The organism is Bacteroidota bacterium (genome assembly GCA_040388375.1).
Taxonomy (GTDB): domain Bacteria; phylum Bacteroidota; class Bacteroidia; order UKL13-3; family UKL13-3; genus JAAFJM01.
Map to the genome: position 1 here is coordinate 137532 of JAZKBU010000004.1, position 23753 is coordinate 161284.

22 protein-coding genes are annotated in these 23753 nt (G+C 35.6%); 14 read left to right on the forward strand and 8 right to left on the reverse strand.

Annotated features, from left to right (window positions below):
• Positions 1 to 30: 30 nt before the first annotated feature.
• The 5 genes from V4538_06270 to V4538_06290 are packed head-to-tail and all read left to right on the forward strand — an operon-like array spanning position 31 to position 3604.
• Positions 31 to 543 carry a DinB family protein gene (locus V4538_06270; GenBank protein ID MES2380624.1) on the forward strand — a complete coding sequence of 171 codons (513 nt, stop codon included), beginning with the start codon at positions 31 to 33 and terminating at the stop codon, positions 541 to 543.
• Positions 531 to 1268: an NRDE family protein gene (locus V4538_06275; protein ID MES2380625.1), complete on the forward strand. Its 738-nt coding sequence runs from the start codon at positions 531 to 533 to the stop codon at positions 1266 to 1268. Before V4538_06270 ends, V4538_06275 begins: the two co-directional genes overlap by 13 nt.
• 2 nt (positions 1269 to 1270) lie before the next feature.
• The gene (locus tag V4538_06280; GenBank protein ID MES2380626.1) at positions 1271 to 2293 is read left to right on the forward strand and encodes a hypothetical protein; all 1023 of its coding nucleotides are present in this window, start codon (positions 1271 to 1273) and stop codon (positions 2291 to 2293) included.
• Positions 2290 to 2910, forward strand: coding sequence for a LysE family transporter (locus tag V4538_06285; protein ID MES2380627.1), 621 nt, complete (start codon positions 2290 to 2292; stop codon positions 2908 to 2910). The genes V4538_06280 and V4538_06285 overlap by 4 nt, the downstream gene beginning before the upstream one ends.
• A 1-nt stretch (position 2911) precedes the next feature.
• Positions 2912 to 3604 (forward strand): Crp/Fnr family transcriptional regulator, encoded by a 693-nt coding sequence (locus V4538_06290; GenBank protein MES2380628.1) that lies wholly within the window; start codon positions 2912 to 2914, stop codon positions 3602 to 3604.
• Between the two features lie 42 nt (positions 3605 to 3646).
• On the opposite strand, the gene V4538_06295 is transcribed toward V4538_06290, so the two are convergent.
• Entirely contained in the window at positions 3647 to 3787 is a 141-nt protein-coding gene (locus tag V4538_06295; GenBank protein MES2380629.1) for a hypothetical protein, read from the reverse strand.
• 143 nt (positions 3788 to 3930) lie between these two features.
• Here V4538_06295 and V4538_06300 point away from each other — a divergent pair, with 143 nt between their 5' ends.
• The 3 genes from V4538_06300 (at position 3931) to V4538_06310 (ending at position 6103) form a co-directional block, all read left to right on the forward strand.
• Positions 3931 to 5100, forward strand: a complete 1170-nt coding sequence (locus V4538_06300; GenBank protein MES2380630.1) for a hypothetical protein — start codon at positions 3931 to 3933, stop codon at positions 5098 to 5100.
• A gap of 43 nt (positions 5101 to 5143) precedes the next feature.
• Positions 5144 to 5272 carry a hypothetical protein gene (locus V4538_06305; protein MES2380631.1) on the forward strand — a complete coding sequence of 43 codons (129 nt, stop codon included), beginning with the start codon at positions 5144 to 5146 and terminating at the stop codon, positions 5270 to 5272.
• Between the two features lie 366 nt (positions 5273 to 5638).
• A complete protein-coding gene (locus V4538_06310) occupies positions 5639 to 6103 on the forward strand; it encodes a hypothetical protein (protein ID MES2380632.1) in 465 nt (154 codons plus the stop codon).
• Between the two features lie 72 nt (positions 6104 to 6175).
• Here V4538_06310 and V4538_06315 read toward each other — a convergent pair whose 3' ends face one another.
• Positions 6176 to 6628: a GNAT family N-acetyltransferase gene (locus tag V4538_06315; GenBank protein MES2380633.1), complete on the reverse strand. Its 453-nt coding sequence runs from the start codon at positions 6626 to 6628 to the stop codon at positions 6176 to 6178.
• A gap of 122 nt (positions 6629 to 6750) precedes the next feature.
• On the opposite strand from V4538_06315, the gene V4538_06320 reads away from it, so the two are divergent.
• Complete coding sequence (locus tag V4538_06320) at positions 6751 to 7599, forward strand: 3-hydroxyacyl-CoA dehydrogenase NAD-binding domain-containing protein (GenBank protein ID MES2380634.1); 849 nt, start codon at positions 6751 to 6753, stop codon at positions 7597 to 7599.
• 133 nt (positions 7600 to 7732) lie between these two features.
• Here the strand turns inward: V4538_06320 and V4538_06325 are convergent, their stop codons facing one another.
• Together V4538_06325 and V4538_06330 are read right to left on the reverse strand one after the other, a co-directional pair.
• Positions 7733 to 11767, reverse strand: a complete 4035-nt coding sequence (locus tag V4538_06325; GenBank protein MES2380635.1) for a PKD domain-containing protein — start codon at positions 11765 to 11767, stop codon at positions 7733 to 7735.
• A gap of 191 nt (positions 11768 to 11958) precedes the next feature.
• The gene (locus V4538_06330; GenBank protein MES2380636.1) at positions 11959 to 14766 is read right to left on the reverse strand and encodes a TonB-dependent receptor; all 2808 of its coding nucleotides are present in this window, start codon (positions 14764 to 14766) and stop codon (positions 11959 to 11961) included.
• Positions 14767 to 15062: 296 nt separating this feature from the next.
• Here V4538_06330 and V4538_06335 point away from each other — a divergent pair, with 296 nt between their 5' ends.
• From V4538_06335 to V4538_06345, 3 genes are read left to right on the forward strand one after another with little or no spacing between them, the layout of a single operon-like run.
• The gene (locus tag V4538_06335; GenBank protein ID MES2380637.1) at positions 15063 to 16160 is read left to right on the forward strand and encodes a histidine kinase; all 1098 of its coding nucleotides are present in this window, start codon (positions 15063 to 15065) and stop codon (positions 16158 to 16160) included.
• Positions 16160 to 16876, forward strand: coding sequence for a response regulator (locus V4538_06340; GenBank protein MES2380638.1), 717 nt, complete (start codon positions 16160 to 16162; stop codon positions 16874 to 16876). Before V4538_06335 ends, V4538_06340 begins: the two co-directional genes overlap by 1 nt.
• A 4-nt stretch (positions 16877 to 16880) precedes the next feature.
• A complete protein-coding gene (locus V4538_06345) occupies positions 16881 to 17450 on the forward strand; it encodes a DUF1572 domain-containing protein (GenBank protein ID MES2380639.1) in 570 nt (189 codons plus the stop codon).
• Here V4538_06345 and V4538_06350 read toward each other — a convergent pair.
• The 3 genes from V4538_06350 to V4538_06360 all read right to left on the reverse strand — a co-directional run bounded on the left by V4538_06350 (position 17447) and on the right by V4538_06360 (position 19541).
• Complete coding sequence (locus tag V4538_06350; GenBank protein MES2380640.1) at positions 17447 to 18118, reverse strand: pseudouridine synthase; 672 nt, start codon at positions 18116 to 18118, stop codon at positions 17447 to 17449. The two genes, V4538_06345 and V4538_06350, sit on opposite strands and share 4 nt — an antisense overlap.
• A gap of 44 nt (positions 18119 to 18162) precedes the next feature.
• The gene (locus tag V4538_06355) at positions 18163 to 18873 is read right to left on the reverse strand and encodes a hypothetical protein (protein ID MES2380641.1); all 711 of its coding nucleotides are present in this window, start codon (positions 18871 to 18873) and stop codon (positions 18163 to 18165) included.
• A 77-nt stretch (positions 18874 to 18950) separates the two neighbouring features.
• Complete coding sequence (locus tag V4538_06360) at positions 18951 to 19541, reverse strand: Crp/Fnr family transcriptional regulator (protein ID MES2380642.1); 591 nt, start codon at positions 19539 to 19541, stop codon at positions 18951 to 18953.
• A 95-nt stretch (positions 19542 to 19636) separates the two neighbouring features.
• Between V4538_06360 and V4538_06365 the strand changes: the two genes are divergently transcribed.
• Positions 19637 to 20077, forward strand: a complete 441-nt coding sequence (locus V4538_06365; GenBank protein MES2380643.1) for a nucleoside deaminase — start codon at positions 19637 to 19639, stop codon at positions 20075 to 20077.
• A 45-nt stretch (positions 20078 to 20122) separates the two neighbouring features.
• On the opposite strand, the gene V4538_06370 is transcribed toward V4538_06365, so the two are convergent.
• Complete coding sequence (locus tag V4538_06370) at positions 20123 to 22024, reverse strand: WG repeat-containing protein (GenBank protein ID MES2380644.1); 1902 nt, start codon at positions 22022 to 22024, stop codon at positions 20123 to 20125.
• 202 nt (positions 22025 to 22226) lie between these two features.
• Between V4538_06370 and V4538_06375 the strand changes: the two genes are divergently transcribed.
• The gene (locus V4538_06375; protein MES2380645.1) at positions 22227 to 23741 is read left to right on the forward strand and encodes an NAD(P)H-hydrate dehydratase; all 1515 of its coding nucleotides are present in this window, start codon (positions 22227 to 22229) and stop codon (positions 23739 to 23741) included.
• Positions 23742 to 23753: the final 12 nt, after the last annotated feature.

Genomic DNA, 23753 nt, shown 5'->3' on the forward strand with positions numbered 1-23753 from the left:
ACGTAATTAAAAAATAACTGACCAGTACCTATGCCTATTATACAATTAAAACAAAGTTGCCAAACCATATTAAGCCAGGTAGCTGACTTAGTCAATCAAATGCAGGAGGATGATTACGCTAAAAACCTTGATTTACTAAGCGGAAATACGGTAGCTAAACATGTACGCCATGTATTGGAATTGTATGTTCAACTACTAAGTGGTATAGCACAACAGGAAGTAAATTACGATAAACGGGAACGCAACCTTTTGTTGGAGCATAATAAAACATATACCCTTGGTTTTATAAATGATTTACAAGCACAAATTGATGGCTTGAGCGATACCGATAATTTATTGCATTTAAACAGTTTGATAAACAACGAGGAAGTATTGGTAAAAAGTAGCTTAGCCAGAGAATTGGTTTACAATATTGAGCATGCTATACACCACATGGCTATTATGAACATAGCCTGCAAACATTACTTTGATTATATACAGCTCGATAAAAATTTTGGGGTGGCTTATGCTACTATACAATTTCAACAAACATGTGTACAGTAACTTTTTTACCCTTTAAAAATGGTAGCGGCTATATGCTTACCTCCAGCAGAGATGAAAAGGTAAGCAGGCCCAACGCCATTGCTCCGCAGAAGTATAGCTTGTATGGGCAAACCGTTTTTTTTCCTAAAGATAAACAGGCCGGAGGTACATGGGTGGCTACATCGCCTAATAATTTTACGCTTTGCTTGTTAAACGGTGCTTTTGTTAAACATGAATCAAAACCACCATACCGTTTAAGCAGAGGTATTATGTTGCTCGATTTTTTTAAGTTTAACAATGTGCGGGATTTTATAAACTTCTACGATTTTAACGGTATTGAAAACTTTACTCTACTCATTATTGATTCGAACAAAACATTGCTTTTACATGAGTTAAGATGGGATGGCACTACCATGCATTATGCTTTAAAGGATAGCAGCCAAACACATATTTGGAGCTCTGCTACTTTGTATACGGACGATGCTATTAAAAACAGGCAGGTTTGGTTTGATGAGTTTATACATAGTCATGCTGATGACTGGAGCAAAGAAGCTATTATTCAATTTCATAAAAGTGCGGGCGATGGTAGTTTGGAAAACAGTATTTTAATGAACAGGGACAACCGCGTAAAAACGGTAAGCATAACCTGTATTGAGCATACCAACCAAAACTATACTATGCAATATGTAGATACGGAAAACATGGAAACAGCGTCATTGCGTATATTTAAACACGAGATGCATTGAGCATGAACAAACTTAAATTTTGGATTATAAAACACACCCGTTTTGAGTTTTGGCCCTATTGGTTTGCTTATATTCCTGTTTATTTTTATTATATTTATTTGGGTGTTCGCTTACGTCATTTAGGTTTTTTTACAGCAGCCAATCCGGGTATTTATTTAGGCGGATTTGTAGGCGAATCGAAAAAGAATATCCTGCAAAAAATAAACAACCAATATTTACCTGCTACTATTTACTGCAAGCATGAATATGACTTAGCTAAAATTACACAACTCATACAGGAAAAAGGCATTGGTTTTCCTTTCATAGCCAAGCCCGATGTGGGCGAAAGAGGTAGTAATGTAGAAAAAATAAACAATACGGAAGAGCTGCAACATTACATCAATACCATTACGGAAGATTTTATTATACAAGCGTTTATTGACTACGATTTGGAAATGGGTATTATGTATTACCATTATCCTGACGGAACTCAATCGGGTATTACCAGCATCGTGTTAAAGGAATACCTAAGTATAACGGGTAATGGTAAACTAACCATTGAAGCGCTTATTAAAAACCATTTGCGGGCACAAGGCCGGTTGGATTATTTACTGGCTAAATTTAAACCTGTTTTGCAAAATGTATTGCCTCTTAACGAAAAGCTTTTGCTGGAACCTATAGGCAATCATATACGGGGCACTAAATTCATTGATGGCAACCATTTAATCAATGCGCAACTGGTAAAGGTATTTGATGAAATAGCCCAACCTATTGATGGTTTTTATATTGGCAGGTTCGATTTAAAAGTAGCATCCTTAGCCGATTTATATGCCGGAAAAAACATAAAAATAATGGAGTTGAACGGGGTAAGCTCGGAACCTGCGCACATATACGACCCCGGTACATTTATACTACAGGCATATAAAGCCCTGTTTAATCATTACCATTTAATTTATACCATTGCCAAACAAAACCACCAGCGCGGACATGCCTATGTTCCTTTCTGGTTAATATGGAAACAAACAAGAATGCACCTGCGTAAATGATTTTAGTTTATACCTTTCTCTTATCATTTGTAGTAAGCCTGGTGGGCAGTATACAACCGGGGCCGGTAAACCTGGCCATATTTGCTGCGTGCCTGCAAAAGCAATATAAAAATGCTGTTTATACCGCTATTGGCGGCTCTACACCCGAGTTTGTTTTTTGCTTAATAGCTTTAAAAGCGGCCAACTATATAGCGGGTTGGAAAAACCTGTTTACTATTTTTCAAATAACACTGGCTGTTTTATTATTGGTGGCTGCTGCTTTCCTGTGGTTTAATAAAACCCATACTACCGCCAAAGTAACCAAGCAACATGGCTTTATGCTGGGTGCTACACTGGCTGTTTTAAATCCGCAGCTTATTATATTCTGGACCTCTGTAATTACCTATATTCAGGTAAACAATATATTGCAAACCAATCTTTTTGAAAACCCCATGCATTTACTCCTGTTTAGCTTAGGGGCTGTTTTTGGTGCTTTTACTTTACACCTCATACTTATTGTTATCAGCAAACTATATATAAAAATACCCGTCCAGTCATTCTTTAAGTATGCTGATAAAACCATTGCGGTTATATTCATCATTTTGGCTACATTTCAAACCATAAAACTGTTTATATAATATGGCCGAAGTTGATTTAAAATACTGGTATTTGCGCGACCACAAACTGTTTTGGAAGTTAAGCAACAGCGACCTGAAAGACCTGTGCCTGATAGTGGGTTTTAAAAAAGCTTACAAAGCGGAAATGATTTATTTTGCCGATGAGCAGGTGCCTCGTATTTTCCTGCTTAAACGCGGTATGATAAAAATATGTGAGACGGATGAGCAGGGTAATGAAATTATAAAGGACATTATAAAAAAAGGCGATCTGTTTGGCCAGATGAGTTTAGATAACGACCAGGAAAGCGGCAACCATGAGTACGCACAAGCTTTAACCGATGTGAGCATTTGCTCATTTAAAATGGACGATTTTGAACGCGTATTGGAGCGCAACCCGAGCATAGCCATAGGCTATACCAAATTTATGGGCTTAAAGCTAAAGCGTATTGAAAACCGATTTAACAATGTAGTTTTTAAAGATGTACGCTCGCGCCTGGTACAGTTTTTTAAAGACTGGGCCGAAAGCGATGGAGAAGCCAAAGACAATAGCATATTGCTTAAAAATTACCTGACCCAGCACGATTTAGCCAAACTGGTTTGCAGCACCCGCCAAACGGTTACTACCCTGCTTAACGAAATGGAAAAAGAGCAGTTAATTACCTATGGCCGCAAGGAAATTGTAATTAATAACTGGGAAACTTTTAAGTTGAAGTAGGTTTTTTGCAGCTTACAACGGCAGCAGCCTATAAATTTTTGTTTATGTGTTGTCGCCAAGTGGCGGCAAGGAATTCCCGGAGTTTTTTTTCTTCCCGCCAACGGGAGCGACAAAAAAAATTAATTTTTTCTGTTGCCGCCAATGGGTGCAAGGAATAAAATAGTTTTTTTTACCTGCTTCCATTGGGGGCGGGTTTTCATAGGAATTTTATTTTTAGCAAAAGCCTACTGCCTCCTATTCTTAAAAATAAATTCATACTATATTTGAACTAGTGCGAAATACTAGTAATAATTAAAAGCTGCACTAATCAAAGAACAAAAACACCTATGAAATCTATATCTCTTTTAATTGGCGCAGGATTTTCCGCCCCAGCAGGTTATCCAACGGGTGACAAGTTGAACGCATTACTATTAAATTGCAAAGCAGATAATTTTAAGTTTACTTCCTATGGCGCTCTTTACATTTCTCCTAAACCAGGAAATAAAACATCTTATGATGTAGAGTTTGACTTCTGCATGGAATTGATGCAATATTTCAAAATGAAGAATGGGCACTTTGATTATGAAGAATTCTATGATTTCTTTAGAGACGAAGCCATTAAAGACGCAGGTGTTGAAAAAATAGCGCAGCCATATCTTAATTCATCAAATGTAAAACAACTTCTTTTTTCTTTAACAAAAGTGTATGTTCAAGTTGTTTCCTACTATTTAAAAGATAAAAATAATAAAAAGTGGTACGATGACGAGTCTTATTCCACAAACTTAGATCTCTATGAAGGATATACAGGGATACTAAAATACCTCCATCAATTAAGTAAAGAATATATTATAAATATTCATAGCCTTAATCATGATTTACTGTTCGAAAGTTTTGGTAATACTGCATTTATGGCTGGAGAAATAAGTGATGGGTTTGAAGAACAAGATTCGCCCTATTATGGAGACAAATGGCTCTCTCATGGTCATACTTATCGCACAAGATTATCAAGATACACTGGAAAGTATGACAAACAGTTTCGTTTATACAAACTGCATGGTAGTCGTGATTATGGTGTATATTACAAAAGTGAAGGGAGTATTGCTTCATCTGAGAATTATTTTAAAATTAAGAGTGGGATTGGATTTGATGATATATACAAAGAAGTTAAAAATACAGAAGGTGTAGTGAATTATGAACACTGTTGGTTGAATTATCATGCAGATTTTTTAATTGGAAAGACATCAAAAATTGAACGTTATAAAGAGCCTTTATTGTATAAAAACATATTTGAAAATTTCACTGCTAATCTAGAAGCTGCTGAACAGCTAATAATTATTGGATATGGAGGAAGAGACTCAGAGGTAAATAAACTCATTATTGAAAATTTTGATTATAAAAATAAACCTGTTTATATAATTGACCCATTTGCTGGTTCAGATGTAAAAGATTTGGCCCTACAGATTAAAGCTAAACTTATAGATAAGCAATTGGAGGAATTGAATGCAGGCGATTTTTAATGAAACTACCATAATTAATTTATAGAACAATTAAAGAATAAAAATGGAAGCCCCCAAATTATTAAGAAGACCTGCAAATTGGCAAGATTTTGAAAGTTTATGTAAAATGTTATGGGGTGAGTTGTGGAAATGCCCTGATGAAATTAAAAAAAACGGAAGAACAGTTTACTAAGATTAGTTGTTTTTCCACACCAAAATATAAAGAATTGCTTCATACGTAGCAATAACAGGGGTAACCATATCAGTATTTGTTTGCCAACCGGATAAGGAGCAAAATACTACCTCCGTATTTCCTTCCCTACTCAGTAGGGAACAAAATACAGACCCCGTAAAAGCTTCCCTATCAGGTAGGGAGCAAAATACGTACCCTGTATTCCTATACCAACCCGGTTGGCAATACAATACGTACCCCGTAAGACCTTCCCTACCGGGTTAGCAGCATTTCCTGTATTTAATTAGCGTAATTGATAATGCATTTTCCATTCTATAAAGATTATTTTTGATAACAAAACTTGTTTAACCTCTTATACTCTGCTAAATGACCCGAACCATTTTAACAAGCTTACTTTTTATGCTGACTATTTTGTTTGCCTGCCAAACCACCAAGGTATTATCGTTAAAAAATAAACAAGGTTATAGGGAGTACAATATACTCAGCAAGGAAAGGTTTACTGAATTAAAGCAAATGGTCAGTTACAGAACACATGTATTGGACGGTAACTTTAATTATGCCCTTAACTTCACTATTCTTGATTCTGCCCGTTTGGTTAGTAAAAAACAGCTTCATTTTCCGGCAGATACCACTATTGTTAAACCTAAATTTGATATTGGTTCTATATGGAATTGGGGGGATGAACCATATACTTTAAAAGGCGATTTTATACTGCTTAACTGGACGGATAGTTCAGTTACTATTGAAGAAGATATGAAGGTGTACGACCTGAGAACAAAGGAACATTTTATTTATAAAGGCAAAAGGACATTTACTAAAAAAGATAAATAGCTTTACGTAGTAAATGGTTATGGAGAAAGGTTGGTGAGGACACCAACCTTGGGCAAATTATAATGGGTTCAATTAGGCCATTTCTTTCTCGAAACAAACGCTCGACTCCACATCGGCATACTGCCCGAAATTAGGGATAATAGCATACTGGTTCTTTTTGTATAAGCTGATGGCTTCGGGTTGTTTTTCGCCTGTTTCTAAAATACATTTTTTAAAGTTCAGTTCTTTGGTCCACTTTTCCAGCTCCTGTAAAACCAGTGAGGCTATGCCTTTTCCACGTCTGTTTAATGGTACAAACATTCTTTTTACTTCCATGGTATTGTCATCGTATTGTTTAACGGCTCCGCAGCCAACCGGCTCGTTTCCGTCATACGCTACTACCACGTATTTAATCATATCTATTTTGTTGTACTGAGCAAAAAAAGCGTGCTCTTCGCCATCTCTTATTTTAAGGTCAATGTCAAGCTCTCTTACCAATGCCTGAAAGTCTGTGTTGTCCGAATTGGTGCGTGTTAGTGTTATCATATTTGGCGTTTTTTCGGGCTCAATGATAGTAGAATTCTATTAAAAACAATTGTCAAAATTGCTGAACAGATAGGTAAAAAGGCAACTAGTTTTTATCAAATCAAACCATAATTTTGTGCCCCATGAAAGAAATTAAAACAATTGCCATTGCCGGAGCAGGAACTATGGGTGCAGGTATAGCACAGGTTACTGCGCAAAGTGCCTATAAAACTATATTGTTTGATATTAACCAAACGGTATTGGATAAAGCAAAAACAGGTATTGAAAAAGGCTTGCAGTTTTTGCTTGATAAAGGCAAAATAACGGCTGCGCAAAAGGAAACTACCCTTTCACTGATACATTTTACGACCAATATTAACGAGGTGGTAGCCGACTTAATTATTGAAGCGGTTATTGAACGTATTGACATTAAACACGATTTTTTTAATAAAGTAGCTGCTATTAATGGCCCTGATTGCATTTTGGCCAGCAATACATCTTCCATACCCATTACGCAAATTGCAGCCAAAATACCAAACCCGGGACGTGTTATAGGTATTCACTTTTTTAACCCTGCTCCTATTATGAAGCTAGTGGAGATTATTATTGGCGCACAAAGTGACAAGAACATAGCCCTGCATGCTAAAAAATTAATTGAAAGCATGGGTAAAACCTGTGTAATAGCAGCCGATGCACCGGGTTTTATAGTTAACCGCGTGGCTCGCCACTATTATGTAGAGGGCTTAAAAATACTGGAAGAGCAGGTAGCTGCTTTTGAAGACATTGATGCTTTAATGGAAAGCAGTGGATTTAAAATGGGGCCTTTCCGCTTAATGGATTTAATTGGGGTTGATACGAATTTATCGGTTACTACTTCTATGTATAATTTGTTTAACCAGGATGGTAAGTTCAGGCCTAACCGCATTCAGCAGCAAAAGGTAGATGCTGGCTTGCATGGCCGTAAAACGGGTAAAGGTTTTTACGAGTATTAGTCTTTTGCAGGCGTCCTCGCCTGCATCGCATTGCAGGCGATGTTATTCAAATTAAAGCACTTCGTGATTTTCATATGCATAAAAAAAGCACCACTTTTCAGTGGTGCCTTTTAATCTTAAACAATATACTTAATTATCTTACTATTACTAAACGTGTTGTTTTGCTCAACTCTTGTGTGCTTACTTTTACAAAGTAGATACCTTGGTTGATATCAGCAGTGTTTAAAGTAACTTCATTCATACCTGAAGCAAATCTCATGTTATTGGTAGTTCTTATTACTTTACCTGTAATGTCTACTAAATCAATTTGTACATCGTTGGTTTTTGCTAAATCAAAAGCTACTGTTACGTTATCGCTGGTTGGGTTAGGGAAAACCATTAACTGGTTAATTGATTTGTTTACTTCTGTAATTGAAGAGCTTATTACGGTAACAGTTTTTGTTACTGTGTCAGCTAAGAAAGCATTGCTGGCAATTAACTGAACAGTATAAGTACCGTTAGCAGGGAAAGTAAACACAGGGTTTTTAGCCGATGATGTATCGGTAGTTGAACCTGTTACTCCAAAATCCCAAGCGTAAGTAGTAGCTGAACCTTTTTCGTCAGTTGTATTGGTAAATGTAAATTCACGTGAACCTGCAGTGCTGGTTTGTACGTAAGTAAAGTTTGCAGCCGGTTTATCAGAAACTGATACTACTACTGTTTTGTTTACAAACGATGAATCAAATGCATTTTTTGCTGTTAACTTAACAATATAGCTTCCGTTAGCAGTGAAAGCAAATGTAGGGTTTGCATCAGTTGAAGTACCTTGTCCACCAAAATCCCAAGCATAAGTGGTGTTAATACCTCTTGTATCTGTTAAGTTACTGAAGTTATAAGTTTTTGAATTTGGAACTGAAGGAGCAAAAGAGAAATCAACAATTGGAGTTGAATTGAAAGGCGTTTTACCAGTTGTAAAGTTTGAACCTGTGCTAGCAACCGAAGTACTTGTTGGTGCATAGTTAGGGTTAGTATACATAAATGGTCTAACCAAGTTAACTTCGTTTGAAGTAGTAAATGTATCAGTTCCGTTTGCAACTACCCAAGCAGCCACTTGTGCACTGGTTGTTAAGGCTAATGTATCTGACGAAGAAGCTAATCTACCAGCCCATCCTGAAGGAATACCTGCAATAACATTGTTTTTAAATACAGCAGTACCGTTTTGGAAACCTGCATTGGTTCTTCTTGAATCAATAATTAAACCAGCTACTGGATAACCTTGTAAAATTGAATTCACTAACGTTAAAGCTGAGTTTCTTCTAATGTGTGCAGCACGTCCAAAGTTTGAATTAGGCGTAACCGTTTGGCCTGTAAAATAAGGACCAACCATTGTTATATTTGAGAATACAGGAGCTGTTCTTGGTGAGTTAGTTGAACCATTTGCATCGTTATCACTTTCAAATCCGTTTGAACCACTTTGGTCAGCGTTTTGAGGAATGCGTAAACCTATACCGAATTGTACTAAACCTTTAAATCCGTTATCTGTATCAAAATCATCGTCAATACCAGCAAAAGCAATTAAATGTTTGCAATTTACTGCACCACCAAACCACTCATATGAATCGTCACCTGAGTAAGAAACTTGTACATTATCTACCAATGTTTTTCTTCCTACTGAGTAAAAAGTAATACCGTTAATTTCTGAGTTAGCAGCTGTTGATAATGGAATACCAGCAAACTCTACACGTACATAAGTTAAAGCACCTGAACTATCTTCATCATCTGTTCCTCCATGGCGGCCATCAATTAAACCTGAACCTGTAACTGGTTTTGCAATTCCACCTTCTGCAGCTGCAGTATCACCTTGCGGTAAGTTATGTATAGCTTTACCAGTTAATACTAAACCACCCCAATCACCAGGAGCTCTTAAACCAGCACCTTTGCTTGAAGTAAATACAATAGGCTCAGCCAATGTACCACGGGCTATAATTTTAGCACCACGAGCTATAATTAAAGTACCTTTTCCTGTACCTCTAATTACAGTTCCCGGTTCAATGGTTAATGTGGCGTTGTTTGTTACATATACATAACCATCGTTTAATAAATATACATTGTCTTTAGTCCAAGTTGTGTTAGTTGTAATATCGCCACCATTAATAGTAACAGTTGGTGTTGCATATGTACTATTGTTAGGCTCCCAATTAGCCCATCCTTTTGTCCAATCTTTTGTAGTATCAGCACTCATAGCACCACGGTAGTTAGTGTATTCAAAGAAATTGTTTTGTGGAACAGTTACTGTTACACCAACAATTTTTGAAACGGTAATACTATCGTATTGATTTTTTGCTTTTAATGTTACTGTATAAAAACCATTTGAAGGGAAAGTAAATGATGGGCTAGCTAATGTTGAAGTATCAACGCTTGATGAAGTTACACCAAAATCCCATGCATAAGTAGTAGCATATCCTTTTGTATTGGTAGTATTGTTAAAAATAAAATCTCTGGTTGTAGGATTTGTTTGAGCAAAAGTAAAGTCAGCAGTTGGTTTTAAATTTACGTTTACTACTACTACTTTAGTAAATACTGTTGAATCAAAATCGTTTACTGCTTTTAAAGTTACGGTAAAGCTTCCATTGCCCGGGAAAGTAAAAGCCGGAGCAACTGCTGTTGATGTATCGGTAGTTGATGAAGTAACACCAAAATCCCATGCATAACGTGTAGCAAAACCTTTTGTATTGGTTAAGTTGGTAAAAGTATAAGCTAACGCTGTATTGGCTGAACTGAAATCAACAACTGGTTTTGCATCGTAAGGAGTTTTACCTGTATTAAAGTTTGAACCTGCTTTAGCTACCGAAGTAGTTGTTGGTGCAAAATTAGGATTGGTATATACAAATGGTCTAACCAGGTTAATATCGTTTGAAACATTGAAAGTATCTGTTCCGTTTGCAACTACCCAAGCAGCTACTTGTGCACTAGTTGTTAAAGCTAATGTATCTGATGAAGAAGCTAATCTACCAGCCCATCCTGAAGGAATACCTGCTATAATATTGTTTTTAAATATTGCATCTCCATTTTGGAAACCAGCATTGGTTCTTCTTGAATCAATAATTAAACCAGCTACTGGATAACCTTGTAAAATTGAATTCACTAACGTTAAAGCTGAGTTTCTTCTAATGTGTGCAGCACGTCCAAAGTTTGAATTAGGCGTAACCGTTTGGCCTGTAAAATAAGGACCAACCATTGTTATATTTGAGAATACAGGAGCTGTTCTTGGTGAGTTAGTTGAACCATTTGCATCGTTATCACTTTCAAATCCGTTTGAACCACTTTGGTCAGCGTTTTGAGGAATGCGTAAACCTATACCGAATTGTACTAAACCTTTAAATCCGTTATCTGTATCAAAATCATCGTCAATACCAGCAAAAGCAATTAAATGTTTGCAATTTACTGCACCACCAAACCACTCATATGAATCGTCACCTGAGTAAGAAACTTGTACATTATCTACCAATGTTTTTCTTCCTACTGAGTAAAAAGTAATACCGTTAATTTCTGAGTTAGCAGCTGTTGATAATGGAATACCAGCAAACTCTACACGTACATATGTTAAAACACCTGAACTATCGTTATCATCTGTTCCTCCATGACGGCCATCAATTAAACCTGAACCAGTAACCGGTTTTGCAATTCCACCTTCTGCGGCAGCAGTATCACCTTGAGGTAAGTTGTGAACTCCTTTACCAGTTAATACCAAGCCACCCCAATCGCCAGGAGCTCTTAAACCAGCACCTTTGCTTGAAGTAAATACAATAGGCTCAGCTAATGTACCTTGTGCAATAATTTTAGCACCGCGACAAATAATTAAAGAACCTTTTCCGGTTCCTCTTATTACTGTTCCCGGTTCAATGGTTAATGTTGCGTTGTTTGTTACATATACATAACCATCGTTTAATAAGTACACATTGTTTTTTGTCCATGTTGTGTTAGTAGTGATGTCGCCACCGTTCACTGTAACCGTTGTTGCCGAATAAACAGTATTGTTGGGATCCCAATTTGCCCATCCTTTTGTCCAATCCTTTGTAGTATCGGAATCAATGGCTCCTCTATAATTAGTAGGAGTGAAAAAATTGTTTTGTGCAAATGCTACTACCGTAAACATAAGCATAAAAACAGAAGTAATAATTTTTTTCATTTTCTTATTTGTTTTATTAAGATGCAGCAAAGTAACTTCTACCCTGTTATCAAATATTGAATTCAATGTTAAGTTAAGGTAAAGTGGTGTAATATTTTTTACACATTACAAATAGCCCGAGAGGCCAATAAAAAAGGTGTTTGAACCAAATCAAACACCTTTCATTTTATAATGTAATTTAACCTGTGTTATTAAAACTTATAACTCATGTTTATAGAGTATGATGAACCTACTTTATAATTCCAAATCTCGTTGTCTTTTGATGAGTCAAATGCGTTATCGCCATCACCATTTTGATAGAAAATAATATTTTGTGACAATAAATCTCTGATACCAAAACGTACATCTAATTTTTTATAGAATGTTTTGTTGATTTGTAAATCAATAACCGAGCGTGGTTTTTCCCAATAGCTGGCATACTCACTGTTACCAACGTTTACTATACGCTCACCTATTCTGTTAAACGAAATTGATACTCCGTATTCTTTTTTAGCATTGGCATATTGTAAGCTTGCATTTACAATATAAGGCGATTGTCCTTGTAATGGTCTCGATTTTTCAGCAGTGGCCAATACTTTTGAAACATCAACCTCTGATTTAATATAAGCTAAGTTACCAATAAAGTTTAAGCCTGATAAGAATTCATTTTTAACTTTAAATAATTGGCCAAAGTTTAATTTATAATCAACTTCTAAACCGTAGCTAAATGCTGAACCAACATTTGAGTAACCCATGGTTTTAGGGCTTCCACCTTGTGTTAACGATTTTTCAATCGGGTCTTCAAATTGTTTGTAGAAAACCGATGCAGATACTAATTGTGCCGGTGTTGGGTACAACTCATAACGCAAATCGTAGTTATGAATCCTGGTTCTTTTTAAAACTGAACTTCCTTCAACCAATAAGTTGTCGTTAAAATCAAAGAAAGTAAATGAAGCTAACTCTCTGAACTCAGGACGAGAAACTGTTTGTGAGTATGAAGCTCTTAAATTGGTTTTGCTGTTTAAAGCATATACTAAATTTACCGATGGTAAAAAATCAACTACTACCGTATCAATATTGAAAGGCTCTGTGCTACCTGTTTTGTAGGTATTTAATTTTTGATTGTACGATTCTGCTCTTACTCCCCACACAGCTCTTAATCTTTCGGTTACTTTACTATCAAAACGTACATAACCTGCATACAAATTACTTGCTGCGGTGTAAGCATCAGTCGGTGTAGTTACTTCTTTCAATACCAAGCCTGTTGTGCTGATGTTGTCTGATGCAAATATTTCATCAATTGATAATCTTCTTAAATCGCTTGGGTTTTGGCCTGGCGCATAAGCATAACCTAATTGTCTTGCATTAAAGTTACGGTCTCTTAATTGCGCATAAGCACCAAATTTTATTTCGTTTTTGAATTTTTTAATATTCAATGCTCTTGATATATCAAAACCAGCATTGAAAATTTTATCATTTTGTGTTGAGAAAAATCTTCCGGCAATATCAGCTTGTGCTGTAGAACTTAAAGGCACTTCAAAAACTGCATTGTCATCGCCTGTTGCTTTTTGGTATCTTACTCTTCTTAAATCGGGTGTTTCTCTGTTTAAGCCACTGTAGCCTAATGTCCAGTTTATTTTCGATTCGAATTTTTTAACATAATGTTCTCCGTTTACCTGGTGGCTATTCAATATGTTCTGTGTATACCACATAGCGTATGATTTATACATAAACCCATTGATTAAATCTTCGCCCGTTCTTACCACTGTTTGGTCGTTTGAATTGATATTCAATAAATTTTTGAATGATATTTTATTGCTTTTGTTTTTAATACTGATGTTCCATAAAAAACCATTTAAAGTGTTAATGGTATTTTGCTCATCGTTGTACTCATACACTTTACCATTGTTATCGTAGTCCTTACGCACTATTTGTTGGGTAGTTGGTGTGTTTTGCATCGACATAGAAAATATACTTCCTAACTCAGCCGTTTTAATTTTTTTAACATGACCCATGCTAAACTGGAAGCTATAAGCCGGTCTCATAGAAGCATTTTCTTCTAATTTAAAGTTGTTGTTAAATGGCTTAGCTACATTTACCAAACGTTGCACATCATCAATGGTTTGTATATCGTTTTGGTAACGTTGGAAAGTCGCATTATCGGGCGTGCTGCCCGGTAATTTTCTTTTGCCATCATCTATCCCTAAAAAATCTGTCGACCCGTTTACGTTGGTATTGAATTTATTAAAGGTAGTTAAGGTGTTTATACTTGTTCCAAACGATACGTTATAAAAGTTTTGATCAGGTATATCTTTGGTTTTAATCAATATCAATCCGCCTGCAAACTCTCCCGATAAATCAGGCGTAGCTGATTTTACTATTACTATATTGTCTAATAAATTAGCTGGGAAAATATCGAACGCAAATGCTTTTCTGTCAGGCTCTGAACTTGGTAGTGGTGCTCCGTTAATATAAGCAGCATTGTATCTGTCCGGTAAACCTCTTATAATAGCATATTTGTTATCCTGTATAGTAGCACCGCTTACTCTTTTTAAAACATCGCTGGTGTTTCTGTCCGGTGTTTTTCTTATGGTTTCAATGGATACTCCGTCTGAAATAGTGGTAGCATTTTTTTGTTGTATTAGTAAAGCATTGGCGCTTTCCTTTTTTACTTCACCTCTGATTACTACTTCGCCTAATTTTTTCGATGCTTCTTCCATTGATATGGTAATAGGTGTTGCTTCGCCATTTTTTACTTCAATACCGGTAATTACTTTTTTGTTATAACCTAAATAGCTCGCTACTACATTGTAGGTACCCGGTGCTAATTTAGCAATGGTAAATTTTCCTTCAAAATCGCTTGATGTACCAGTAGTGGTACCTTCAATCATAATTTTCACTCCTATCAACGCACCACTTGTCTTATTGTCAAATACTTTACCAGCTATTTTACCTGTTTGTGCATTTGTAAATAATACAAAAGCAAAACTAAATAGGATGGTCGCAAATAAATTTTTCATTTTCAGTTATTTAAAGTGCCGCAAAATAAATTCTTTGATTTTACGCGAATGTTATGGGTATGTTATGGGTAAATTACTTCAATGTTATGTCAATGTTAAATTGGCCTTTTTGTGCCCTTACCTAAATTGATTATTAACTATTTACAATATTACTGTTGTGTTAAGCCAAAATTTATTGGCGTCATATTTTTGAGCATTCAGTTAACATTGAAAACCATTACATACCATAACCCGTAAACTGCTTTTTCACCTTTCAATTTATAATAACTCCTTTGATGTAAGGGTATTATTGCTTTATGAAAATGTACTCCTATATTGGCAAGCGTAATATGTTAAACAAGGCTAAAATATATTGGTATTGCCAAATCGGGGGGTGGTTTTTCTTTATTCTGATAGAACTCATAACCTATATAAATGTATTTGGTTACAGCAATGGCCTTTTATTAAATGGCTTGGGAAATTGGGTAGCGGGTATTTTTTTAACGCATTTGTACCGTTTAATATTTATACGCCTGCACTGGCTGGAGCTGCCTTTACATAAGCTAATACCCAGGGCCATTATACTGGTTATTATTATTTCTATACCGCTTACTATTTTAAATGTAATACTCGATTTTTATACGCTATCCCAAAATAACGTAACCGACACTTTTGATTTTAACTCTGAAGTAATTTCAAAGATTAACTTTTCTATTCTGCCCATCTTTTTCTTTAACTTATCAAAATATGTGTTTTTGTGGGCCGTTATTTATCACTTTTTTCAGTACTGGGAACGTTTGCTTAAAACCGAGCGCGATAAATTTGAACTACAGGCCGTGTTAAAGGAAACACAATACAATAATTTAAAAACACAGCTTAACCCACATTTTCTGTTTAACTCATTAAACGGTATCCGAACTTTAATTGACATTGACCCTGATAATGCCAAAGAAGCCATTACCAAACTAAGCAGCTTGTTAAGAGGCTCGCTTAAAATGGAAAAAAACAAAACGGTAACACTGGCCGAGGAGTTAAATACGGTAAAGGATTATTTAGCCATTGAGAAAATACGATTTGACGAAAGGCTGGAAACCATACTCGATATAAACGAGCAAAGCTTAAAAACAAAACTGCCGCCCATGATGTTGCAAACATTGGTAGAAAATGGCATTAAACACGGCATTAGCAATTTAAAAAACGGTGGTGTAATAAGCATTAAAGCTTATGTGCAAAATCAAACCACCATTATTGAAATAATTAACAGCGGACAGTATAACCCTAAGCCTGAAAGCAGCGGTTTGGGTGTGGAGAATACACGCGAACGCTTGCGTATATTATTTGATGAAACAGCCTCATTTACCATTCAGAATTTTGACAATACCAATGTAATAACCAAGATAATATTACCATTATGATTAAAACAATAATTATTGACGATGAAAAATTAGCCCGCGAAGGACTAAAAAACTTGTTAAAGGAATTTACCGATATTGAAATTATTGGCGAAGCAAGTAACGCTGACGAGGGGCTTGATTTAATCGATAAACTGAAACCACAATTGATATTTTTAGACATACAAATGCCTGAAAAAACGGGCTTTGAAATGTTGGAAGAGTTAATTGAAACACCGGCTATTATTTTTACCACTGCTTACAATGAGTTTGCCATTAAAGCTTTTGAGGTAAATGCGTTAGACTATATTTTAAAGCCTATTGAAACCGCACGTTTACGTGAGGCCATAGCCAAAGCTAAAAAACAAATTGCTTTGGCTGAGGAGCAAAAAGGAAGTCAAAAATTAGCGGATGACAGCCAGGTTTTTATTCGCGATGGTGAACGTTGCTGGTATGTTAAGTTAGCCGATATACGCCTTATTGAAAGCAATGGAAACTATGCAAAAATATATTTTGATAAGTTCCAACCGCTTATTCACCGTACATTGAATGCATTGGATGAGCGTTTAAACCCGACTATGTTTTTCAGGGCTAACCGCCAACAGATTATTAATTTAAATTATATCGAAAAAATTGAACCTTTTTTCAATAGCGGGTTTTTGTTTTATATGAAAGACGGCTCCAAAGTAGAAGTAAGCCGCAGGCAAGCGGTTAAGTTTAAAGACATGATGAGCTTATAAAATGATGAGTGCTAACGAATCGTATTTAGGTAGTGTAAAAAAACAATTTGCCTACTATAAACAATTAGGCGAAAAAGCCATAGACCAGATAGCCGAAGACAAGCTGTTTGTAATGTTTAATGACGATACCAACAGTATAGCCACTATTGTAAAACATTTGAGTGGAAACATGCTATCGCGCTGGACAGATTTTTTAACCAGCGATGGCGAAAAACCATGGCGTAACAGGGATGATGAATTTGTAAATTCCATCAACAATAAAGCGGAGCTAATGGAATACTGGAATAAGGGCTGGCAATGTTTTTTGCAAACACTGGATAGTTTACAAAACAGCGATTTGGAAAAAATTATATACATACGCAACGAAGGCCATACGGTTATGGAAGCCATTAACAGGCAACTAGCCCATTATCCGTACCATGTCGGGCAAATTGTATTTTATGCCAAACAGCTTAAAGGTGGCGAATGGAATACTTTATCTATAGCCAAAAACAAATCGCTTGATTACAATGCTAATAAATTTGCCAAAGAAAAAGGCATCAGGCATTTTACTGATGATGAACTAAAAAGCTAAAGATGATTCAGCTTTTTATATTCTCCCGGCTTTAAATCGCCTAACACTACATTATCAATCCTGATTCGTTTCAGGGTTAATACTTCGTAATTTAATTTATAACACATGCGTCTTATTTGCCTGTTTAAGCCCTGCGTTAAAATAATACGGAATGTATAATCATCTATTGGTTTTACTTTACAAGGCAAGGTTAGCTGGCCCATAATTTCTATACCATTGCTCATTCGCACTACAAAGTTTTCGTCTATGGGTTTATCAACCGTAACTATATATTCTTTTTCTATCTGACTACCGGGCTTGGTAATTTTATTAAACAAATCACCATCATTGGTCATTAGCAATAAGCCTTCTGATTCTTTATCCAACCTGCCTACCGGGAATAATTTTTCATCAAACGGAAGCAGTGCTTTGAGGTTATCGCTAATGGTTTCATTTAAGGTTGCTTCTATACCTCTTGGTTTGTACAAAGCTATATACAACATTTGTTTTGGCTCCTGCACTATAATGTTGTTATAGCTTACGCTATCGGTTACCAATACTATTACATTATCAAAAACAATTGTATTGTTTACTGTAATAAGGCCATCGGCTATAAGCTGCTTAGCTTCTTTATTAGCTATACGTAATTTTCTTACCAATAAATATTGTAGCTTATCTCTGTAGGTCATATAACAACGCCAAAAATAAGCTAAATACTATAATACTAAAGGAATTAAAACTGGCGTACTTTTTTAAAATATACAATGGATAAAATATGAATAAATACTGCCAAAGGCATTAATAAGCTTGGAACTAATAAGAAGTAAAAATCGGCAAAACCACTTGGCATTAAGGGTATTTCACTACCCCAAAACAAGGGAAAGTAAATACTGGTAGTAAACAGAAATAGGATACTTGTTATTACTATTAAACCTAGGTAGTTCCAATACAATACTATTTTTTCTGACACCACTTTGTATTGATAAGCCAGCAGGTAAATAAGTATGGAAGAAATGGAAAACAGCAAATCAAAATTATAGCCTTCAAAGGTTACTTCTTTGTTTAAAAGTCCTGCATTAACTGAGCCTATAAATAACAATTCTATAGCTAGTCTATATGACTGAATAACGGTTAGCTTTTGTGGACTCAGTAAAGGCAACAAATTACTATGATACGCTCTTTTTATAATGAAAAAGATGAGCAGAAAGGATGGTAGTATTACAAAAACAAATAAGCGTGGTGGTAAACTTAAATTAGCCACAAAATTGGTTTTACCTAAAACAGCATTGTACAATAAGAACAGTAAAAATACCCCCAAAACAATGATTGTTTTATTGGCAGCAAAACGTTGCTGTTTGCCGGATTTAATTAATAATTGATAGTAGGCATATATAACAATACCTGCCATGCCTAGGGTTAATAATAAATAGCCTGTTTGAATCATAAGTGTAATTATTTAATGGGACAAAACTGAGGCTAATTGTTTAATTACTTCTTAGCAAATGACAAGAAACAAATTAGCTAACATTTATTAGCTAAATCTTTCCGGATACGGCTTAACGAGGTATCGGTTATGCCTAAAAACGAGGCTATGTGTTTTAAGGATGCAAATTGAAAAATGTTGGGGTTGTTTGCTAACAAGCTTATATAACGTTGCTCTGCTGTTTCATTAATCATTGCCAGCGTACGTTGTTTTAAATCTACAAAACATTTTACTAAAACCGAGCGGCCAAACTCCCTGAACTCGGGAATACTATGAAACAACTGATTGAGTTGATTGAAGTCTATATAAAAAACCGTGCAGTCTGTTATGGCTTGTATACACTCTTTGGAAGGTGTACGCGTGAAAAAGGAATTTACTTCAAATACCAGCTGGTTGTTTTGATAAAATGCTGTTGTTACTTCATTGCCTTCGGTATCGTAAGTAAAAGCCCGCATGTACCCTTTTGTTAAAAAAGCATATGCATTGCTTACCTGGCCTTCGTTTAAATATATGGTGTTTTTAGGTACACTAAGCTGTTGAAACAGCTTTACTATTTCACTTACTTTTTCGTTCCCTAATTGGCTATTGCTTAACAAAAAGGAATGTAATTCGGTAGTATCTCTTTCCATACGCCATGCGAAATAACATTAAAATACCTTTTATTGAAAACAAATAGTTGCATTTTACTTTAGCCGATAAAACAAGTAAGTTGCAGGTCTTAATTATGGAAGAGATATTTACGCACGAGTATTTTATGAAAATGGCTTTAAAGGAAGCACAAAAAGCTTTTGATGAAGACGAAGTACCCATTGGTGCAGTGGTGGTATGCAACAATAAAATAATTGGCAAAGGTTATAACTTAACGGAGAAATTAAATGATGTAACAGCCCATGCAGAAATGCAGGCCATTACGGCTGCGGCCAATTATTTGGGCGCAAAATATTTAACGGAGTGCACTTTATATGTAACCATAGAGCCTTGCATTATGTGCGGTGGAGCTTTGTTCTGGAGCCAGATAGATAAAGTGGTATTTGGTGCCAGCGATGAAAAAAGAGGTTACCAGCAGGCAGGCAATAAATTACATCCAAAAACAGAGGTTATAAAAGGGATATTGGCTGACGAATGCGGTACCTTGGTAAAAGCATTTTTTAAAAAGCTTCGTTAGTTTTATAAAACAGCACACGCCATAGGTGTGCGCTAACGTTAAGGATTAAAAGTTATACTCGACTTCTAAATTACTACCAAGGATGGCTCTTATTTTTCCTACTTTTTTATTGTTATTTTTCGCATCGTAAATAACGTACTCCTGGTCTTTTTTGGCAACGTCAAAACCCAGCCTGGTAAACTCGTTTGTTAAATGGGTTATCAATTCACTTTCTTTACCACTGGCCTTTCCCAACAAATTAATTTTTAGCTTATAGCCTGTTAACTTAGCTTTTGTATTAATGGCTGTCCCCTTTAATTTACAAACATTGCAGCTATTTTTAGTTTCTTCAAAATGATTGATTTTAATAAAATCGTCAAAAATTAATTGCAGCTCATAATGCGCTTCATTACCTTCTCTGTATTTTATTTCCTGCATTTTACCGGCAGATAGAAACTCCAGTGAATCGGCATACTGCTCCGTTTCATCCACTACTATCATGGCCTCCATGGCTGCTAATGAATCGGCCATTCGCTGAGCCATTTCTATTTCAGAAACTATTGAACTCATTGCCACCTGCGTAAGGCTACCGAATAAATGTTCACGCGAAGGTGAAGTAATATATTCATCATAATCAACATCGTCTTCATCATCAGTTTGGTTATAAGGTGAAAAGAAATTATTGGGTTTATGTAACTTGCATACCTCTATCATTTTCTTTACATCGGCCCCTTTTTTCAGCCCGGCAATACCATTATAAGCTAAAGCCAGTTGCTTATTGCTAACTATTTTTTGTATGTCATAATAATCTGTTCTTGCGGGTGTTTTTTGAGTAAAATCAAAGCGTCTGTCAGAGCTGATAATTGTTTTATTACCAATTTCTTTAAAGTGCTTATCTAATAAAATACAGCTTCCCATATTATCAAAAGCTCTGTAATTGCCGTTGGCTACTTGCAATACCATCAAATATTTAAAGTCGTGTAGTAATTTTCCTTTATAATCAAACAGCTCAACCGTACTTGAATATTTCTCTACAGCTATACCAATATATGAATTGTCTAACAGCTGTATCATACTATACCTGGCCCTGGTTATAATCTCTCCTTTTAAATTAATAATGCCAAAGTTTTGTCCGTTGTGGTAAAGTGCTAATCCTTTTTTATTAAAAGGGCCAATCCAGTTAAAATCAGTATTGGGTGCAATTACTTCTTTGCCTTGCACATCCATTACACCAAATGATTTACTGCTTTTCTTAAACCCAATTACACCGTTGTTTACCCTGTCGTTAACAATAATATTTGGTGTAAGTGGAAATACATAATTACCTTTTGTATCAATAATGCCCACTTTTAGTATTCTATCTTTACCCATTACTTCCACCACACAATAGGATTCATTAAACCTGTTTACTCTCCTGAACTGCGGTTCTATTACCATATTGCCACCGGCATCAACAAAACCCCATAAGTTTTTACTGTTCTTAACTGCTGCTAAACCTTCGCTGAACTCTTCAGCCATTTCAATTGCATTTCCCTTATAGTCATTCAGCACTCCTATAACTTTTCCATTTATATCAATAATATTTAAGTGCTCATTGGCTAATGAAACAATGGCTTTTCCTTCGCTAAACAATGTGGCTGAAACGTAATTGCTCCCTATTTTTGAAAAATTAGTGGCACTGTTATAAAATGAATATATGCCATTTTCTGATTTCATGAGTATACCGTCCTGCTCTGTATAATAACCACGCTCGTTCATTTCCTCGTCATCTCCTGCCAAACGCTGAAAACCTTTTAACTCTACTCCATTCATGTTAACAGCAACAAAAGGACCTGTTGTATTATACTTACCTATAATCAAGTGCTGACGTAAGCTCCATTCAAAAATAAACGGACCCTCAATAGAGGAAGCCTGAACTATATTGTGAAGAACAAGTAGGCTGAATAAAGCCAATAGTATTTTTTTCATAAACGTATTTTTAGTTGTAAACGCTGGTTTGTTATTATTCATATAAATAATAACAGACAAAAATATATAAACATTTATATAAAAGTAATAAAGCTGTTTGATTTAAAATGATAATTATATCATTCGTTCATGATATTAATATGTTTAAATCAATAAAATTAATTCCTCTATATTGGAACTGGTTTATAATTTCTATTTAGCTATGAAAGTTTTATCTTCTAAACAAATTAAAGAAGCTGATATGTTTACCATACAGGAAGAACCTATCAGCGCTATTGATTTAATGGAAAGAGCTTCCCTTGCTTGCTTTAAATGGATATCAGAACATATAAACCAAACAATAACTTTTCATGTTTTTTGCGGTGCAGGTAATAACGGAGGGGATGGCCTTTGTATTGCAAGGTTACTTCATCAACATAATTATACGGTAGTAGTATACACCACTACTGAATTAACGGAAAAGACAAGTGATTGTTATGCTACCAATTACACGCGCTTAAAAACACTTAAAAACATCACCATTAAACCTATTAATTCTTCTGCTGATATTCCAATTATTGCTTCATCAGATTGTATAATAGATGCACTTTTTGGTATTGGTTTAAATAAAAATATTACTGACATTCAAGCGTTGTTAGTTGAGTCCATTAATCATACGCAGGCTACCATCATTGCTATTGATATACCGTCAGGTTTATTGGCTGATGAATCATCAGTTCAGGTATCAAGTATAATTGTTAAGGCAACTTATACTTTAAGTTTTGAGCAATACAAACTGGCTTTTTTGATGGCAGAAAATGGCGATTATTTGGGTCAGGTAGTAATTCTTTCTATTGGTTTGCACCCGGACTATTTAAAAAACTGCAATAGCCCTTATGAGATAGTTGAAGCATATCAAATCAAAGGCTTAATAAAGCCCCGAAATTCTTTTTCACATAAAGGGAACAATGGGCATGTTTTAATAATGGCAGGCAGCTATGGTAAGGTTGGGGCTGCGGTTATTGCTTCAAAAGCAAGTCTCCGTTCCGGTGCAGGTTTAGTAAGTATTTATGCACCCAAATGTGCCTATAATATTTTACAAACAACCATTCCGGAAGCCATGGTTATAACAGATAAAAATGAAAAATATATTTCGACCATTCCTGACTTAAACCCATATACAAGTATAGGAATTGGGCCAGGTATAGGCACCGGTGAAAAAACGGCCAATGCATTGCACGAAATTATTATGACTTGCAAAAAGCCAATGGTTATTGATGCTGACGCTATTAATATATTAGCTAAACATAAAGACTGGTTAGAAAACATTATACCCGGAACCATTTTTACACCACACCCAAAAGAATTTGAACGCCTAGTTGGGCCAAGCAAAAACAACTTTGAACGCTTGGCTTTGCAGCTTTATTTTTGTAAACGCTATGGAGTATATATTATATTAAAAGGTAAATTTACTTGTATTACAACTCCAGAAGGTATGAGCTATTTTAACCCTACAGGAAATGCAGGTATGGCCAAAGGCGGAAGTGGCGATATGCTTACCGGCATATTGGCCGCATTGCTGGCACAAGGCTACTCCGCAAAAGATACCTGTATAATAGGAACATACCTACATGGCTTGGCTGCAGATATTGCTGTAAAAAAAACAGGGGAACACGCATTACTTGCCAGTGATTGTATCAATCATATCGGAAAAGCCTTTATAAAAATTGTAGGTTAACTTTTTAATCCT

Bases quoted from the DNA above. Each gene is read 5' to 3' on its own strand.
- V4538_06270 (MES2380624.1), top strand. From the start codon at position 31: ATGCCTATTATACAATTAAAACAAAGTTGCCAAACCATATTAAGCCAG.
- V4538_06275 (MES2380625.1), top strand. From the start codon at position 531: ATGTGTACAGTAACTTTTTTACCCTTTAAAAATGGTAGCGGCTATATG.
- V4538_06280 (MES2380626.1), top strand. From the start codon at position 1,271: ATGAACAAACTTAAATTTTGGATTATAAAACACACCCGTTTTGAGTTT.
- V4538_06285 (MES2380627.1), top strand. From the start codon at position 2,290: ATGATTTTAGTTTATACCTTTCTCTTATCATTTGTAGTAAGCCTGGTG.
- V4538_06290 (MES2380628.1), top strand. From the start codon at position 2,912: ATGGCCGAAGTTGATTTAAAATACTGGTATTTGCGCGACCACAAACTG.
- V4538_06295 (MES2380629.1), bottom strand. From the start codon at position 3,787: ATGGAAGCAGGTAAAAAAAACTATTTTATTCCTTGCACCCATTGGCGG.
- V4538_06300 (MES2380630.1), top strand. From the start codon at position 3,931: ATGAAATCTATATCTCTTTTAATTGGCGCAGGATTTTCCGCCCCAGCA.
- V4538_06305 (MES2380631.1), top strand. From the start codon at position 5,144: ATGGAAGCCCCCAAATTATTAAGAAGACCTGCAAATTGGCAAGATTTT.
- V4538_06310 (MES2380632.1), top strand. From the start codon at position 5,639: ATGACCCGAACCATTTTAACAAGCTTACTTTTTATGCTGACTATTTTG.
- V4538_06315 (MES2380633.1), bottom strand. From the start codon at position 6,628: ATGATAACACTAACACGCACCAATTCGGACAACACAGACTTTCAGGCA.
- V4538_06320 (MES2380634.1), top strand. From the start codon at position 6,751: ATGAAAGAAATTAAAACAATTGCCATTGCCGGAGCAGGAACTATGGGT.
- V4538_06325 (MES2380635.1), bottom strand. From the start codon at position 11,767: ATGAAAAAAATTATTACTTCTGTTTTTATGCTTATGTTTACGGTAGTA.
- V4538_06330 (MES2380636.1), bottom strand. From the start codon at position 14,766: ATGAAAAATTTATTTGCGACCATCCTATTTAGTTTTGCTTTTGTATTA.
- V4538_06335 (MES2380637.1), top strand. From the start codon at position 15,063: ATGAAAATGTACTCCTATATTGGCAAGCGTAATATGTTAAACAAGGCT.
- V4538_06345 (MES2380639.1), top strand. From the start codon at position 16,881: ATGAGTGCTAACGAATCGTATTTAGGTAGTGTAAAAAAACAATTTGCC.
- V4538_06350 (MES2380640.1), bottom strand. From the start codon at position 18,118: ATGACCTACAGAGATAAGCTACAATATTTATTGGTAAGAAAATTACGT.
- V4538_06355 (MES2380641.1), bottom strand. From the start codon at position 18,873: ATGATTCAAACAGGCTATTTATTATTAACCCTAGGCATGGCAGGTATT.
- V4538_06360 (MES2380642.1), bottom strand. From the start codon at position 19,541: ATGGAAAGAGATACTACCGAATTACATTCCTTTTTGTTAAGCAATAGC.
- V4538_06365 (MES2380643.1), top strand. From the start codon at position 19,637: ATGGAAGAGATATTTACGCACGAGTATTTTATGAAAATGGCTTTAAAG.
- V4538_06370 (MES2380644.1), bottom strand. From the start codon at position 22,024: ATGAAAAAAATACTATTGGCTTTATTCAGCCTACTTGTTCTTCACAAT.
- V4538_06375 (MES2380645.1), top strand. From the start codon at position 22,227: ATGAAAGTTTTATCTTCTAAACAAATTAAAGAAGCTGATATGTTTACC.